This is a genomic window from Streptomyces sp. NBC_00669 (assembly GCF_036226785.1).
In the GTDB taxonomy this organism is placed as follows: Bacteria; Actinomycetota; Actinomycetes; order Streptomycetales; family Streptomycetaceae; genus Actinacidiphila.
This window is the reverse complement of record NZ_CP109018.1, coordinates 5674858-5690093: the sequence shown is the minus strand read 5'-3', so window position 1 is coordinate 5690093 and position 15236 is coordinate 5674858. Positions and strand designations below refer to the sequence as shown.

Below are 15236 nucleotides of genomic sequence, written 5' to 3'. Positions count from 1 at the left end.
GGTCAGCGTAGGCACTGCCGAACAGCCCTGACCAGAGCTTGTGCACGCGCATCCGCGGTCACGTTGCGCTGCATCCCGTTGGTGACGTACGCGAAGCCGATCCCGGCCTCGGGATCGGCGAACCCCAGCGACCCGCCGCGCCCCGGATGCCCGAACGAACCCGCGGCCAGCAGCGGCGAGGCCGGACCGTGCAGCATGAAGCCCAGCCCGAAACGGGTGTTGACCACCAGCACCCGGTCGGGCCCGTCCGCCTCCACGGTGCGCGCGGCCGCCAGCGTGCCGGGCGCGAACAGCCGCCGGCCCCCGCCCTGGCTCGCCGCGACGGGCCGGCCCTGCTCGACGTCACGGGCCTGCTCGCCCTGCCCGCCCTGCTCGCCCTGCTCGCCCTGCTCGCCCTGCTCGACGTCGCCGACCAGCGCCGCGTAGCAGCGCGCCAGCGACCGCGCGGTCGCGATCGTGCCGGAACCCGCCAGCTGGCCGGCCCGGTAGCCGGGGTCGTTCTCGTCCGGCAGCGGGGTGATCGCGGCGAAAGCCCGGGTGGTCAGCGACGCGGGGTCGGCGTAGGCGTCCTGCACGGTGCGCTTGGGACGGGCCCGCAGCCCGCCGGACGCGGGCGGTTCAGGCGTGGCGACAGGCCCGATCCGGCCGACCCGGTGCTCCTGGTCCGCGGGCAGCCCCAGCCACAGGTCGAGGCCGAGCGGCCCGGCGACCTCCTCGGCGACGTACTGTCCGACAGTCCGACCGGAGACCCGCAGCACCAGTTCCCCGACCAGCCAGCTGAAGGTCTGCGCGTGGTACCCGTGCTCGCGTCCCGGCACGAACAGCGGCGCCTGCGCGGCCACCGCCCGCGGCCCCGACACCCCGTCGACCGCCTCCCGCGGGGTGAGCGGTGTGTCCAGCGCGGGCACCCCGGCCCGGTGCGCCAGCACGTCCCGCACCGTCACCCGGTCCTTGCCCGCCGCCTTGAACTCGGCCCAGTACGTGGCCACGGGCGCGTCGAGGTCCAGTTGCCCGCGCTGGTGGAGCAGCAGCAGGCACACCGCCGCCACACCCTTGCCCGCCGACCTGACGACCTGCGCGGTCCGCCGTTCCCACGGCCCGCCGCCGTCGAAGCCGGTACGCCCGGCCCACAGGTCCACCACCGGCCGGCCCTCGTAGTGGAGCGCCACGGCCGCCCCGACGTCCCCGCGCCGCGCGAAGTTGTCCGCGAAGGCGTCCCGCACCGGCTCCCAGCCGTCCGCGACCGTCCCGTGCACCACGACACCGCCCGGACCGCCCTGACCGGCCGAACCGCCTGCGCCTTCCGCGGCAGGGTCGCCGCCGCCTGCGCCGCGGATGCCGCCGCCCTCGCCGCTCATCTTCTGCCGCCTCCCGAAACACCCGCCCCCACCCGTCCCCGTACTCCCCGATCGTACGAACCGGCGGGCGGGGGCACGCGGCGGGCCCGTAGCGGGACCGTCCCGGTCGTGGTGACCCGGGAGCGGCCCCGTCACGGGCCCGGTGGGGGGTTCCGCTGCCTACCTGCCAGGTGCTACGACAGCGGCGGGTACGCGTTCTGCAGGAGCTGGTGGAACTGCGCCGAGAACCAGTGGCCCGCGAGCGGCGAGTCCGGCAGCGCGCCGGTCGGGTTGTTGCCGTTGCGCGCGTTGCCGCCGTAGGTCGGGTCGCACATCTGGTCGAAGCCCTTGCCCTCGTCGTTGGCGATGGCCTTGCTCGAACCGTCCGACTCGCCCGGAGGCTTGATCCACACGTAGGCGTCCAGCCCCGCGGCCGGGGCCGCGGTCGGGCGCTCGCCGATGCCGGCACCGGACTGGTTGCACCAGTTGCCGGCGTGGATGCGCCGGTCGATCCGTCCGCCGTCGACGTAGGTGTCCACGCTGGTGGTGGCGCCGGGGGCGGTGGGCCGGGAGGTGCCGCCCCAGCCGTTGCGGCCGGTGTCGATCAGCATGCCGATGGTGCTGTCGAAGCCGACGCTGACCAGTTCGGTGCGCAGCGCGGTGGCGTAGGACTGCTCGTCGACGTAGTTGTTCCAGTCGACCCACTTGGACTGCCGCACCGTGGTGCCGTTGACGTTGTCGGTCACCTTGAAGTTGGGCTCCACGGTGGCGCTGTAGTTGGCCGTGTTGGTGATGAAGCCCTGTACGTCGTGGACGGTGGCGCCACTGGTGGTGGCGGCCTTCAGGAACTCCTGCGCGGCGGGGACGAAGTTGCTGTCCCAGCCGAGCCACGCGTGGTGACCGGCGTCGATGTAGTTGTAGGTGTTGGACAGCGCGCCGAGCTTGGCGAGCGCGTAGCCGACGCCCTTCTCGTAGTTGCCGTTCTGCTTCATCGTCGCGCAGGCGGCGGTGGAACCCGCCTCGCCGCTGGCGTTGGTGACGATGTTCGGCAGCGAGTCCGGCTCGATGATGTTGACGATCCGCAGGTTCGCGTACGCCGGGTCCGACATGATCGACGCGATCGGGTCGATGTACTGCGTCTCGTACGTCGACAGGTCGTCCGGGCCCAGCTCGCCGTTGGAGGCGAGCGCGGCGCAGTCGCGGCCGGGCAGGTCGTAGATGACGAACTCCACGGTCAGCGGCTGGCCGTTGGCCTGGGCGACGGCCTCGTCGAGGTGGTCCTTGAGGCCCATCGCGCCGTCGACGCCGTTGATCGCGGCGATCCGGTCCAGCCAGACCGCGGTCGACTCGTTCGCGATCGCGGCGCCGCCGTCAGCGGACGCCTCGGACGACCACTCCGGGTTGACGTATCCCTTCGCCCCCACGTACGGGTTGTCCACCCGCTGGCCGTCGCCGCCGCTCGGCGGGGTGGTCGGGGGTGTGGTGGGGGGAGTCGTCGGCGGGGTGGTGGTCCCGCCGCCCGTGGTGCCGCCGTCGCCGCCCGCGGCACCGCACGCGACGCCGTTGAGGGTGAACGCCGTCGGAACCGCGTTGGCCCCGCTGTAGGAGCCGTTGAAGCCGAAGTCGACGCTTCCGCCGGACGCCAGCGTGCCGTTGTAGGAGAGGCTGGACGCGGTGACGTCCGAGCCGGACTGGCTGATGTCGGCGCTCCAGCCCTGCGTCACCTTCTGGTTTCCGGCGAACGACCAGCCGACCTTCCAGCTGGTGGTCGCCGCGCCGTTGTTGGTGACCGTCACGGACGCGGTGAAGCCGCTGTCCCACTGGGACGACACGGTGTAGTCGACCGTGCAGGCGCTGGACGCCGCCTGGGCGGTGGTACTGCTCAACGCGGCCGCGACCGCGCCGGAGGCGACGACGAGCGCCCCTGCGGCCAGTGCGGCTGTTCTGCGTCGGATTATCGGAACTGCCATGTGCGAACGACCTCCATTGGGGGGATGGACCTTCGAAGCTCCGTCGAAAGGTCATGGGAGGTGGTGCCGTTGGTGCGGTGTGGAGTTACACGCTCTTAACGTGGGAGCGCTCCCATAGTGGGGAGCCGCCCCGCTCCTGTCAATGCTTGAAACACGACGAGGACACAGGCACCGGTCGCCACCCAGGTCACGGCGCGCCGCCGCAGGGCGCGAGCCGGATGCCGCCGCATGGGCCGCAGGCGAGATCGTTGACGTACCGTCAATAGATTTACAGAACCGCTGATTGACGAGCTGTCAGGCAGCGGGCCGATCAGGCTCCCGCGGCCGTACGGGTGAGGTCGCGGGCGCCGGCGGACAGGCCGTCAGGTCACCTGAACGAGTGGGTTCGCGGGCACATCATGTGCTCGGCGCGTGCCCTCATCTCGGCATCACACCCATGCGTCGCATGCCGCTGAGGCGCACGCGTCGTACGCATCCCGCCCACCGCTCCCCTGCCCCGCGACTCCCGCCGCCCGTCACTCTCTGTCGCCGATCCGGGGTGCGCGCCGGCCGGTCGCGAATACGTCCGGGCCGCCCGCCCGAGGAGCCTCGAAGCCGGGTTCGCCACAACCCCTGACCGCGGGAGCGTGCTCGCGTAACGTGCTGCCCTAAGGTTTCTACCGGCGAGTAAGGGTGACCGAGGGAGCGGGTCGATGGCGCTGGACGCGGACGTCGTGGTGGTGGGCGCGGGGTTGGCCGGGCTGGTCGCCACGGTGGAACTGGCCGAGGCGGGCCGCAAGGTGATCCTCGTCGACCAGGAGCCGGAGACGTCGCTGGGCGGCCAGGCGTTCTGGTCGTTCGGCGGGCTGTTCTTCGTCGACTCTCCCGAGCAGCGCCGGATGCGGATCAAGGACAGCGCGGACCTGGCCTGGCAGGACTGGCTCGGCACCGCCGGCTTCGACCGCCCCGAGGACCACTGGCCGCGGCGCTGGGCCGAGGCGTACGTGCACTTCGCCGCCGGTGAGAAGCGCGCCTGGCTGCACGAACGCGGCCTGCGGGTCTTCCCGGTGGTCGGCTGGGCCGAACGCGGCGGCTTCCTCGCGACCGGCCCCGGCAACTCGGTGCCGCGCTTCCACATCACCTGGGGCACCGGCCCGGGCGTCGTCGCACCCTTCGAGCAGCGGGTACGCGACGCGGTCGCCGGCGGCCGCGTCGAGTTGCGCTTCCGGCACCGGGTGACGGCCCTGACCAAGACCGGCGGCGCCGTGGACGGTGTGGCGGGCGAGGTGCTGGCGCCCAGTGGCGTACCGCGCGGCGTGGCCAGTTCCCGTGAGGTGACGGGTGCCTTCGAACTGCGCGCGCAGGCCGTGGTGGTCACATCCGGAGGCATCGGCGGCAACCACGACCTGGTGCGCGCCGCCTGGCCCGAGCGCCTGGGCACCCCGCCGGCCAAGCTGCTGTCCGGAGTCCCCGCGCACGTCGACGGCCTGATGCTGGGCGTCACCGAGGCGGCGGGCGGCCGTCTGATCAACGGCGACCGCATGTGGCACTACACCGAGGGCATCGAGAACTGGAATCCGATCTGGGCCCGGCACGGCATCCGCATCCTGCCCGGCCCGTCGTCCCTGTGGCTCGACGCGACCGGCAAGCGGCTGCCGGTGCCGTACTTCCCCGGCTTCGACACGCTCGGCACCCTGGAGCACATCATGGGCACCGGGCACGAGTACACGTGGTTCGTCCTCACCCAGAAGATCATCGAGAAGGAGTTCGCGCTGTCGGGCTCCGAGCAGAACCCGGACCTGACCGGCAAGAGCGTGCGCGAGGTGCTCAAGCGGGTGCTGCCCGGCGCCCCGGGGCCGGTCGAGGCGTTCAAGCAGCACGGCGTCGACTTCGTGGTCGAGCGCGACCTCGGCGCCCTGGTGCGCGGCATGAACGCGGTCACCGGCGACGGGCTCATCGACGAGGCCGCGCTGCGCGGCGAGATCGAGGCCCGCGACCGGGAGATCGCCAACACCTACACCAAGGACCTCCAGGTGACCGCGATCCGCGGCGCCCGCAACTACATCGGCGACAAGCTGGTGCGCACCGCCTCCCCGCACCGCCTGCTCGACCCGAAGGCCGGCCCGCTGATCGCGGTCCGGCTCAACATCCTCACCCGCAAGTCGCTGGGCGGCCTGGAAACGGACCTGGACGGCCGTGTGCTGGCCGGAACCGCTCCCGGCGGCGACGAGGGCGCCGGCGGCCGCGGCGCGCCCCTGGCGGGCCTGTACGCGGCCGGCGAGGCGGCCGGTTTCGGCGGCGGCGGCATGCACGGCTACCGCTCGTTGGAGGGCACGTTCCTCGGCGGCTGCCTGTTCTCGGGCCGTACAGCCGGACGCGCGGCGGCCCGCGCCACGTCGTAGGCACGTCGTAGGCACGTCGTAGGCACGTCGTCGGCACGCGTAGGCATGCACAGCGCGCGGGACGCAGGCGTGCGTGCCGCTCCAGGTGCGGGCCCCGGGCTGCCTCCGTACGCCCCCGCGTCCGCATGCCCGGCGCGGGGCGTACGGAGGCAGCCCGGGGGCGTGCGACGGCGTGAAAAGTTGCCCGTCCCGCGGGCGCCCCGAACCATGGGTGAGGTGAGCGACGGCGCGTACCTCCGGTTCCCGCACCTGCACGGCGACTTGCTCTGCTTCGCCGCGGAGGACGACATCTGGGTGGCCCCGCTCGGGCCACCGGGTGCGCCGCCCGGCCGCGCCTGGCGGGTGACCGCCGACCGCACGAGAGTGGGCGTCCCCCGCCTCTCGCCCGACGGCACCTCCATCGCCTTCACCACCTGGCGGAGCCTTGACCCCGAGGTGTACGTCGTCCCCGTGGACGGAGGCGCCCCGCGGCGGCTGACGTTCTGGGGCAGTTCCGACACCCGGGTGTGCTCCTGGACGCCGGACGGCGACATCCTGGCGGTGTCGTCGCACGGGCAGCCGTTCGCCTACCACACTTGGGCACACAGCGTGCCGACCGAGCACGAGCCCGGCGGTCCGCTGCCCTGGGGGCCGGTCTCCGACATCGCCGTGCACGACTGCGACGACGGGGAGCGCCGCACCCTGCTGCTCACCGGCACCCCGCCGCACGAACCGCACGCCTGGAAGCGCTACCGCGGCGGCGCCACCGGCCGCCTGTGGCTGCACGGCGAGCGGCTCGTGCCCGATCTCGACGGCCATCTGGCCTCCCCGATGTTCGTCGCCGGCCGCATCGCGTTCCTCTCCGACCACGAGGGCATCGGCAACCTGTACTCCTGCCGTCCCGACGGCAGCGACCTGCGCCGCCACACCGACCACGCCGACTTCTACGCGCGCTCCGCCGCCACCGACGGCAACCGTGTCGTCTACCAGTGCGCGGGCTCCCTGTGGCTCGTCGACGACCTGGCCGCCGATGCCGAGCCCCGACGCCTTGACGTCCGCCTCGGCGGACCGCGCAGCGGGCGCCGCCCCTACCAGGTGCCGGCCGCCGCGAATCTCGACGGCCTGGCCATGGACCGCACCGGCCGCGCCAGCGCCGTCTGCGTACGCGGCAGCCTGTACTGGCTCACCCACCGCGACGGCCCGGCCCGCACCATCAGCGACGTCCCCGGTGCCCGGGTGCGCCTGCCGGAGATGCTCGGCGACACCGGTCTGGTCGCCTATGTCACCGACGGCGAGGGCGAGGACGGCATCGAACTCGCCCACCTGCCGGGGCGCGCCTCCCGGGCGCTGACCCGCGGCCCCGAGGGCGCGGGTGACGTTCCCGGCGACTTCACCGCCGAACTCGCCTTCGCCCCGCGGGCCGGCGCCGGCGCCGACGCGGATGCCGATGTCGATGTCGTCCCGGTCGGCGGGCGCACCATCGGCGGGCCGGTCCGCTGGACCAGCGACCTCACCCGTACGAGTGGGTCGGCGGGCGCGGATGTGACGCCGGGCGAGGTCACCCGCGCGGGTGACGCGAGCTCCCAGTCGTACGCCCCTGGCAGCAGCGACGACGGCCCGGACGACGGTCAGGAGGAGGCGGACGGCGAAGGCGGCGGCAGGGGCGGCGGGCGACAGCGCGGTACCGGTGGCGCCACCCACCCGAGCCCGTTCGGCGACGCGCCCGACACCCCCCACGCGCGGCTGGCCGTCGGGCGTCTGGGCCGCGTCACCGAGATGGTCTCCTCACCCGACGGCGCCGTCCTCGCCGTCGCCTCCCACGACGGTCGGCTGCTGCTCGTCGCCACCGGCGAAGGCGACACCGACGACGAGTACGGCCCGCCCCGCCCACCCGTGGTGACCGGCGCGGTCGACGAGCTTGTCCGCTCCACCAACGGCCCGGTCCGCAACCTCGCCTTCTCCCCCGACTCGGCGTGGCTGACCTGGTCGCACCCTGGCGTCGGACGCTCGCTTCGCTCCATCAAGATCGCCCGGCTCGCCGACCATACGATCATCGACGTCACCAACGGCCGTTTCGAGGACGAGCAGCCCGTCTTCACCCGGGACGGCCGCTACCTGGCCTTCTTGTCATGGCGCGGCTTCGACCCGGTGTACGACGTCCACACCGGCGACCTGTCCTTCCCGCTGGGCTGCCGCCCGTACCTGGTGCCACTCAACTCCGCCACGCCGTCACCGTTCGCGCTGCGGGTCGACGGCAGCCCGGTCGGCACCGGTCTGGACCCGGGCGAGGGCGGCGGCGACGGACCGGTCGTGGTGGAGGCTGAGGGGCTTCCCAGCAGGGTGACGCCCTTCCCGGTGGCCGCATCCAAGTACAGCGCTCTGGAGCCCGTACAGGGCGGTCTGGTGTGGCTGCGGTGGCCGATCTCCGGTGCGCTCGGCGAGACGTTCGTCAACCCGACCGACCCGTCGGCCCGCCCCACCCTGGAGCACTTCAACCTCGGCAAGTCCAAGCGCACCGAACTCGTCCGCCACATGGACTGGTACGCCGTCAGCGGCGACGGCCTGCGGCTGGCCGTCTTCGACGAGGGCGAACTCGCCGTCCTGCCCGCCACCGAGCGCGGCGACGACGACTCCACCGTCTACGTCGACATGCGCCGCATCCTGCACGAGGTGGAACCGACCGCCGAGTGGCGCCAGTCGTACGCGGAGGCCGGCCGCCTCATCCGCGACTACTTCTGGGCGCCCGACATGTGCGGCGTGGACTGGCCGGCGATCCTCGACCAGTACCGGCCCCTGGTCGAACACGTCGCCACCCCCGACGAGTTCGCCGACCTGCTGCGCGAGGTGCTCGGCGAACTCGGCACCTCGCACGCCTACGTTCAGCCCGCCCGCCGCAACGAGGGCCCGCCGCACTACCAGCGCCCCATCGGCCTGCTGGGCGCCGACTTCCAGCACAACAAGGACGGCACCTGGACCGTCGCCCGCATCCTGCCCGGCGAGTCGTCCGACTCCAAGGCGCGCTCGCCGCTGGCCGGCACCGGCATCCGCGAGGGCGCGATCCTCACCCACATCGACGGCCGCCGCGTCGACCCGCAAGCGGGCCCGTACCCGCTGCTGTCGGGCGCGGGCGGCACCACCGTGGAACTGACCTTCACCCCGCCCGGCGGCCGCGGCGCGCCCCGCCGGATCGCCGTGGTGCCCCTGGTCGACGAACGGCCGCTGCGCTACCAGCACTGGGTGGCCAAGCGGCGCAGCGTCGTCCGGCACCTGAGCGGCGGCCGCTGCGGTTATCTGCACATCCCCGACATGGGCGGCTCGGGCTGGGCGCAGTTCAACCGCGACCTGCGCAAGGAAGTCGCCTACGACGCCCTGCTGGTGGATGTGCGCGGCAACGCCGGCGGCAACATCAGCGAGCTGGTCATCGAGAAGCTCACCCGTACGGTGCTCGGTTGGGACGTCACGCGCAACGCGCAGCCCGTCTCCTACGCCGGCAACGCCCCGCGCGGCCCGGTGGTCGCGGTCGCCGACGAGGCCACGTCGTCCGACGGCGACATGATCACCGCGGCCTTCAAACTGCTGCGGCTCGGCCCGGTGGTCGGCCTGCGCACCTGGGGCGGCGTGGTCGGTATGACCGGCCGCCACCGCCTGGGTGACAACACGGTCATCACCGTCCCGATGAACGCCGCCTGGTTCGATGCCTACGGCTGGTCCATCGAGAACCATGGTGTCGCGCCCGACATCGAGTGCCTGCGCACGCCGCTGGACTGGGCCGAGGGCAGGCACGGCCAACTCGCCGTCGCCGTACGCGAGGCGCTGTCCCTGCTCGGCGAACACCCCGCTGCGGTACCGCCCGACCTGTCCTCCCGCCCCAACCGCGCCCGCCCGCCGCTTCCTCCGCGCGCCTAGGCCCAATACTGGTGACTTTGGTGGTGTCTGGTCGTTGGTCGGTGTGTGCCAAGGCCTGGACAGGTGAAGTCGTCGGGGGTTGAGCGGTTCTCGGATCGGATCGCGTTGGGGGTGCTCACGCGGGCTTTCCCGCCCGAGTTGATCGACGAGGTCGTCGCCGAGTGTGGTCGGGTCGAGCAGCGGAACCGGCTGTTGCCGGCTCGGGTGGTGATGTATTTCGTCCTGGCGATGTGCCTGTTCTTCGGGCAGGGCTACGAGGAGGTGGCCCGGTTGTTGGTGCAGGGGCTGGAGCGTGAGGGCCGTTGGGTGAAGGCCTGGCGGGTGCCGACCACCGGGGCGATCGGCCGTGCGCGTCTGCGGCTGGGGCCGGAGCCGTTGCGGGTCTTGTTCGACCGGGTCTGCCGACCGGTGGCGGTCCCGCGGACCCCGGGTGCCTGGTATGGCCGGTGGCGGCTGGTCGCGGTGGACGGCACCGTCTTCGACGTGCCGGACACGGCCGCGAACGCGGAGTTCTTCGGGCGTCCGGGCAGCAGCCGCGGGCAGGGCAGGAGCGCGTATCCACAGGTGAGAGTAGCGGCCTTGGCCGAGTGCGGCACCCATGCCGTGTTCGCGGCCGAGGCCGGCCCGTTGTCGGTGCATGAGACCGCCCTGGCCCGGCGGATCTTCCCTGCTTTGACCGGGGACATGCTCGTACTGGCCGACCGGGGTTTTTGCGGCTTGGACCTGTGGCGGGCGGCCAAGGCCGGAGGCGCTGACCTGCTGTGGCGGGTGCGGAGCGTCATCGTGCTGCCGGTCCTGGCCGCGTTGGAGGACGGCTCTTATCTCTCGCAGATCGTCGCCACCCGAGACAAACACCGCCGAGCCGACCCCGAACAGGTTCGAGTGATCGAGTACACGCTCGGTCCGGGCGGGGCTGACGGGGACGTCTACCGGCTGATCACCACCATCCTCGACCCCGCCGACGCCCCGGCGGGCGAACTCGCCGCCCTCTACGCCCAGCGCTGGGAGATCGAGAACACACTCGATGAGATCAAGAACCATCAGGGCAGCCCCGGGATCGTATTGCGCTCCCAGCACCCCCGCGGGGTCGAACAGGAGATCTTCGCGTTCCTGCTGGTCCACCACGCCCTACGGGACCTCATGCATCAAGCCGCCATACACGCCGGACACGACCCCGACCGGATCTCCTTCACCCGCACCCTGCGCATCGTCCGCCGCCACGTCACCGGGCAGGCGGCACTTTCCCCCCTCCCGCCTGACCCACACACTCAGACAGAGTCTGCGTGAAATCACCGAACGGCCCCTACCCGCACGGCGGCCACGCTCCAACCCCCGCGTCATCAAACGCAAGATGTCGAACTGGGCACTGAAACGAGCCGAGCACAACCACCCGCCCCGCCCCAACACCCCCACCGTCCAACTGGTCGGCCCGACCAAAGCCAACCCAACCCGCCGGAAAATAACCTAAATCACCGGTATTGGGCCTAGGAGCGCCGGGCGGCACCAAGGAGCACCGACGCGGCGCCGCCAGGTCCGGGTTGCACGGCTTCGCATCCTTGGTGGCGGTCCGCCACCATGGGCGCGGGAGCCGGCGTCCGGGCTCAACGTCCGCCGCAGGGCACGCAGAAGGGGCGCCCGCAGGGGCGCCCCTTCCGTGTCACGGCGTTCTCGGTGTCCGCGCGATGCGCGACGCCGAGGTCAGCTCAAGCGGACGTCAGGCCCAGTCGTCCTGGTTGTCGTCCTCGGACTCGCGGCCCATGCGACGCGACGCCTGGTCCTCGAGGTCGGAACGACGCTCCTGCCCCTCCTGCTGCATGCCGCGCTGGGCCTGCTCGGGGTTCTGGGCGGCAGCGGACTTGTTCCGCTTGTCGCCCTGCGCGCCCTTGGCCTGCTCGGCATAGTCCTCGGCCTTGTCCTTGAACTGATCGAAAGCGCCCATGGCTACTCCTCCTGGAGTTTTGTGGGGATGGGGCCTCGACAAGACTTACATGGCCGGACACCCCCCGCATCCTGGGACAATAACCCCAGGTCAGCGAGCGATTACAGCTACGGAGCGTGATTTGCGGAGGTCCGCGCCGACTCGTCCGCAGCGCCTCCCCTGCCCACCAGGCCGCGCCGGACCCCGGCCGCCCGGGCCAGTGCCGGCGCGGCCCGGCGCATCTCCCGCTGCCCCAGCGCGCCGCCGATGACCGAGGGCAGGTAGCCGCGCACCGGCTGCATGCCGCGTAGCCACCACTGCGCGTACACATGAGGTGATCGTCGTACGATCCCGGCGACGATCCGCTCGACCGCCGGTTCCAGCGGGTACGTCCGGTTGGTCGGCCACGGCAGTCGCGCGCGCATGGCCCGCAGGGCGTCGTCCTCGTCGGCGCCGCGCACCATGTCGGTGTCGGTCCAGCTGAGGTAGCCGACACCTACCTTGACGCCCTTGGGGGCCATCTCGGCGCGCAGGCTGTGCGCGAACGCCTCGACACCCGACTTGCTCGCGCAGTACGCGGCCATCAGGGGCGCGGGGGTGATCGCGGCCAGCGATGCGATCTGCAGAAAATAGCCGTGCGAGTCAACGAGCGCCGGCAGGAACGCCCTTGCGGTCGAGACGCTGCCCAGCAGGTTGACCTGGATCACCCGATCGAAGGCGTCCGGGTCCGATTCGAGGAACGGCCCGCCGGTGGCGACACCGGCGTTGGCGACGGCGACGTCGATCCGCCCGAAGCGCGCGCGCACGTCGGCGGCCACCTCGGCCATCGCCGCCCGGTCGGTGACGTCGGCGGTCCAACTGGCCGCCTCGCCGCCCAGTGACGCGGCGACGTTCTTCAGTTCATCGGGTTCGAGGCCGACCAGGGCCAGCCGGGCGCCGCGCGCGGCGAGTTTGCGGGCGAGCAGCTCACCGACACCGCGAGCCGCACCGGTGACCACCACGACCCGGCCGTCCAACGATGATCCGCTCATGCGCTCTTCTCCTGTTCGCCGGCCGCCTCGGCCCCACCGCTTGTCGTACGTTCCGATCCCGCGTCACCCCGCGCCAGATGATCAGCCGCCAGGGTGCGTATCAGCGCCTCCACGGCGGGCGTGTCCTCGACCGGCGTCATGTGACCGCGGCCGGGCAGTTCGGTCAGTCCGACGCAGTGCGGCAGCGCAGCGGCGATGCGGTGCGAGTGCACCTTGGGAGTCAATTTGTCGACCGTTCCGACGACGACCGCGGTGGGCGCGGTGAGCGCGGCCACTTCGGCGTCCAGGTCCAAGACGGCCTGCACCTTGCCCCACGCGGAACGCGGCCGCGCCCGGCAGGCGTGCACGATCCGAGCGCAGAAATCCACCTGTTCGGGTGTCGAATCCGGGCCCATCACCCCGTATTTCAACACCGCCTTGGCCATCGGCGTGACCGGGCCCAGCGGCAGGCTCGAGACGAGGATCTGGCGGTGCAGCACCCGCCGCAGCCACCGGGCGCTCAGTCGCGGCGGCAGCACCTGCGTCGACCCGATCAGCCGGCTGGCTCCGGTACTCACCAGCAGCACGGCGGCGGTACGGTCGCGCACGAACTGCCGTTCGGCGGCTGCCATGATCGTCATACCGCCCATGGAGTGGCCGACGAGCAGGGCACGTTCGCCCTCGGGCAGCACGGCCTCCAGTACTGCCTGCAGATCATCGGCCATTATGGCCGTGCTGTAACCCTTGCGGGTGGCGGGCGCCGCACTGAGACCATGGCCGCGCTGGTCGTAGGCGATCAACCGGAAATCCGATGACAGGGCCCGCACCATCGGCGCCCAGAACAGCGTCGAACACGTCCACCCGTGCACCAGTACGACTGTCGGAGCGTCGGTGCGGCCGTACTCCTCCACGTTCAGGCGCGTGCCGTCCGCGGAGACCGCGGTCAGCGCCCTGCGCGGCTGTACAGCCTCGTATGTCGCGGTCATGACGCCACCTTCGCGGCCGGCCCGGTCACGGACTCGACGGACGACTGGCCCGCGGGGGCCAGCAGGTTGTATTCGGAGAGCTTCAACTGCCTGGTGGCGCGCCGGAACTCGGCAGTGGTGCCGGGCCACGCCGTGGTGTTGCGGCCGTTGGCGTCCAGGTACCAGCTCTTGCAGCCGCCGGTGTTCCACACGGTGCGCGAAGCGCGGCGCTGCATCTCCTCGTTCCACGCGGCGACCGCCGCCGGCTTGGCGTCCAGGGCCGCGGCACCGGAACGCTCCAGGGTGCGCAGGTAGTCGGCGACATAGTTGAGTGATGATTCGATCATCAGGATCATCGAGCTGTTCCCGAGACCGGTGTTCGGTCCGATGATGAACAGAAGATTCGGGAAGCCGTCGACGGCACAGCCGCGCAGCGCGGCCATGCCGCTCTTCCAGTGCTCGCTGAGACTGCGGCCGTCCGATCCGATGACCCGATCGCCGATCGGCATGTCGGTGACATGGAACCCGGTGCCGAAGATGATCGCGTCGACCTCGCGCTCGGTACCGTCGGCCATCACCACCGATGAGCCGCGCACCTCGCTGAGCGCCGAGGTGACGACCTCGGTGTTGGGTTGTGAGAGCGCCGGATAGTAGGTGTTGGACAACAGAATGCGCTTGCATCCGATGGTGTAGTCCGGTGTGAGGCGAGCCCGGAGCCCAGGGTCCTTGACGGACCGCCTCAAGTGGCCGCGTGCGATCCGCTCGGCCGCCTTCATCAGTTTCGGCTGCTTGACGAACGCGCCGACCTGGAACTCCCGGATCAGCCACAGCGCGCCGCGCCGCAACTTCGCGGTGCCGGGCACCGTGCCGTGCAACCACCGCTCCGCCGCGCCTATCGGCCGGTCCACCCGTGGCATCACCCACGGCGGGGTGCGCTGGATGACGGTCAGCTTCCCGACCTCCGGCTGGATCGACGGCACGATCTGGATTGCCGACGCCCCGGTGCCGACCATGGCGACGCGCTTGCCCTTGAGGTCGAAGTCGTGCTCCCAGCGCGAGGAGTGGAACACCCGCCCAGGAAAGTCCTCGATCCCCGGCACGTCCGGGATCTTCGGGTCGGACAGCGGCCCGGTCGCGGAGACCACCACATCGGCGGTCAGTTCGCCGGCGGCCGTCGTCAGATGCCAGTGCCGCGCCTCGGCGTTCCAGCGCGCCTGGAGCACCTCGGCGCCGAAGCGCAGGTGCGGCCGCAACCCGAAGGTGTCGGCGACCCGTTCGAGGTACGCGCGGATGTGCTCCTGGCCGGAGAAGGCGCGCGGCCAGTCGGGGTTGGGTGCGAACGAGAACGAGTAGAGGTGGGAGGGCACGTCGCAGGCGCAGCCCGGGTAGCTGTTGTCGCGCCAGGTGCCGCCGACCGCGTCCGCGCGCTCGAGGATCACGAAGTCGGTGATCCCTTCCCGCCGCAGCCTCACCGCGGCCCCTAGACCGCCGAAGCCGGACCCGATCACCGCCACCCGCACGTGTTCGATGTCGTCGTCCATGGCACCGCCTTCCCGCTTCTCTCAATCGCGCCAGCAATCACTGGCATAGTCGGACTGTAAGGCACCGGGCGTTACCTCCGGTAGGGGTAGGTCCGGATTTCGGCCGCCCGCCGCGCCCGCAAGCGCCCGGCGCCGCCCCCGGAACACGCGCGACGAGCGCTCCCCCAGAGGAGCACCCCGGTCGGCCGCGGAGAAGGATTTCTGCACCCCCTAGGCTGGCGACGTGGAC

9 protein-coding genes are annotated in these 15236 nt (G+C 71.8%); 3 read left to right on the top strand and 6 right to left on the bottom strand.

All coding sequences use genetic code 11. From position 1 onward, the window contains the following. Positions 1-2: 2 nt before the first annotated feature. Both OG896_RS23855 and OG896_RS23850 read right to left on the bottom strand, forming a co-directional pair. Positions 3-1358 carry a serine hydrolase domain-containing protein gene (locus OG896_RS23855; protein WP_329368494.1) on the bottom strand — a complete coding sequence of 452 codons (1356 nt, stop codon included), beginning with the start codon at positions 1356-1358 and terminating at the stop codon, positions 3-5. Between the two features lie 173 nt (positions 1359-1531). After that, complete coding sequence (locus tag OG896_RS23850; protein WP_329368492.1) at positions 1532-3307, bottom strand: glycoside hydrolase family 6 protein; 1776 nt, start codon at positions 3305-3307, stop codon at positions 1532-1534. Between the two features lie 692 nt (positions 3308-3999). On the opposite strand from OG896_RS23850, the gene OG896_RS23845 reads away from it, so the two are divergent. From OG896_RS23845 to OG896_RS23835, 3 genes are all read left to right on the top strand, one after another. Then, positions 4000-5688, top strand: a complete 1689-nt coding sequence (locus OG896_RS23845; protein WP_329368490.1) for an FAD-binding dehydrogenase — start codon at positions 4000-4002, stop codon at positions 5686-5688. 207 nt (positions 5689-5895) lie between these two features. After that, the gene (locus tag OG896_RS23840) at positions 5896-9573 is read left to right on the top strand and encodes a S41 family peptidase (protein WP_443057148.1); all 3678 of its coding nucleotides are present in this window, start codon (positions 5896-5898) and stop codon (positions 9571-9573) included. Between the two features lie 45 nt (positions 9574-9618). Beyond that, complete coding sequence (locus tag OG896_RS23835; protein WP_329362138.1) at positions 9619-10860, top strand: IS4 family transposase; 1242 nt, start codon at positions 9619-9621, stop codon at positions 10858-10860. A gap of 427 nt (positions 10861-11287) precedes the next feature. Here OG896_RS23835 and OG896_RS23830 read toward each other — a convergent pair whose 3' ends face one another. The 4 genes from OG896_RS23830 to OG896_RS23815 all read right to left on the bottom strand — a co-directional run bounded on the left by OG896_RS23830 (position 11288) and on the right by OG896_RS23815 (position 15007). Then, on the bottom strand, positions 11288-11512 hold the full coding sequence (locus tag OG896_RS23830; RefSeq protein ID WP_328464905.1) for a hypothetical protein: 225 nt from the start codon (positions 11510-11512) through the stop codon (positions 11288-11290). A 107-nt stretch (positions 11513-11619) separates the two neighbouring features. Further along, on the bottom strand, positions 11620-12522 hold the full coding sequence (locus OG896_RS23825; RefSeq protein WP_329368485.1) for an SDR family oxidoreductase: 903 nt from the start codon (positions 12520-12522) through the stop codon (positions 11620-11622). Then, entirely contained in the window at positions 12519-13487 is a 969-nt protein-coding gene (locus OG896_RS23820; protein ID WP_329368483.1) for an alpha/beta fold hydrolase, read from the bottom strand. Before OG896_RS23820 ends, OG896_RS23825 begins: the two co-directional genes overlap by 4 nt. Next, positions 13484-15007 carry a flavin-containing monooxygenase gene (locus tag OG896_RS23815; RefSeq protein WP_329368481.1) on the bottom strand — a complete coding sequence of 508 codons (1524 nt, stop codon included), beginning with the start codon at positions 15005-15007 and terminating at the stop codon, positions 13484-13486. The genes OG896_RS23820 and OG896_RS23815 overlap by 4 nt, the downstream gene beginning before the upstream one ends. Between the last annotated feature and the right edge of the window lie 229 nt (positions 15008-15236).

Coding starts and splice junctions, on each gene's coding strand:
- OG896_RS23850 (WP_329368492.1), bottom strand. CDS start 3,307: ATGGCAGTTCCGATAATCCGACGCAGAACAGCCGCACTGGCCGCAGGG.
- OG896_RS23825 (WP_329368485.1), bottom strand. CDS start 12,522: ATGAGCGGATCATCGTTGGACGGCCGGGTCGTGGTGGTCACCGGTGCG.
- OG896_RS23845 (WP_329368490.1), top strand. CDS start 4,000: ATGGCGCTGGACGCGGACGTCGTGGTGGTGGGCGCGGGGTTGGCCGGG.
- OG896_RS23830 (WP_328464905.1), bottom strand. CDS start 11,512: ATGGGCGCTTTCGATCAGTTCAAGGACAAGGCCGAGGACTATGCCGAG.
- OG896_RS23855 (WP_329368494.1), bottom strand. CDS start 1,358: ATGAGCGGCGAGGGCGGCGGCATCCGCGGCGCAGGCGGCGGCGACCCT.
- OG896_RS23820 (WP_329368483.1), bottom strand. CDS start 13,487: ATGACCGCGACATACGAGGCTGTACAGCCGCGCAGGGCGCTGACCGCG.
- OG896_RS23815 (WP_329368481.1), bottom strand. CDS start 15,007: ATGGACGACGACATCGAACACGTGCGGGTGGCGGTGATCGGGTCCGGC.
- OG896_RS23840 (WP_443057148.1), top strand. CDS start 5,896: ATGGGTGAGGTGAGCGACGGCGCGTACCTCCGGTTCCCGCACCTGCAC.